The organism is Shewanella sp. S1-49-MNA-CIBAN-0167 (assembly GCF_040310145.1).
Classification (GTDB): Bacteria; Pseudomonadota; Gammaproteobacteria; order Enterobacterales; family Shewanellaceae; genus Shewanella; species Shewanella psychromarinicola.
Window position 1 is genome coordinate 1 of record NZ_JBEOPO010000172.1, and the last position, 306, is coordinate 306.

At 44.8% G+C, this 306-nt stretch carries 3 tRNA genes; all 3 read left to right on the forward strand.

What is annotated here, in order from left to right:
* Position 1 precedes the first annotated feature (1 nt).
* The 3 genes from AAEZ00_RS20860 (at position 2) to AAEZ00_RS20870 (ending at position 304) form a co-directional block, all read left to right on the forward strand.
* A tRNA-Asn gene (locus AAEZ00_RS20860) sits at positions 2 to 77 on the forward strand.
* Positions 78 to 106: 29 nt separating this feature from the next.
* A tRNA-Asn gene (locus AAEZ00_RS20865) sits at positions 107 to 182 on the forward strand.
* Positions 183 to 228: 46 nt separating this feature from the next.
* Positions 229 to 304: transfer RNA gene (locus AAEZ00_RS20870), tRNA-Asn, on the forward strand.
* Positions 305 to 306 lie beyond the last annotated feature (2 nt).

Here is a 306-nt window from a genome sequence, read left to right on the forward strand (position 1 = left end):
TTCCCCAATAGTTCAGTTGGTAGAACGGCGGACTGTTAATCCGTATGTCACTGGTTCGAGTCCAGTTTGGGGAGCCATCGAGATAACAAATTTGAAATAACACGCTTCCCCAATAGTTCAGTTGGTAGAACGGCGGACTGTTAATCCGTATGTCACTGGTTCGAGTCCAGTTTGGGGAGCCATTTCAAATATTAGTAATTTAAAAAGTCAGTACTAGTAATCATCAATTCCCCAGTAGTTCAGTTGGTAGAACGGCGGACTGTTAATCCGTATGTCACTGGTTCGAGTCCAGTCTGGGGAGCCATT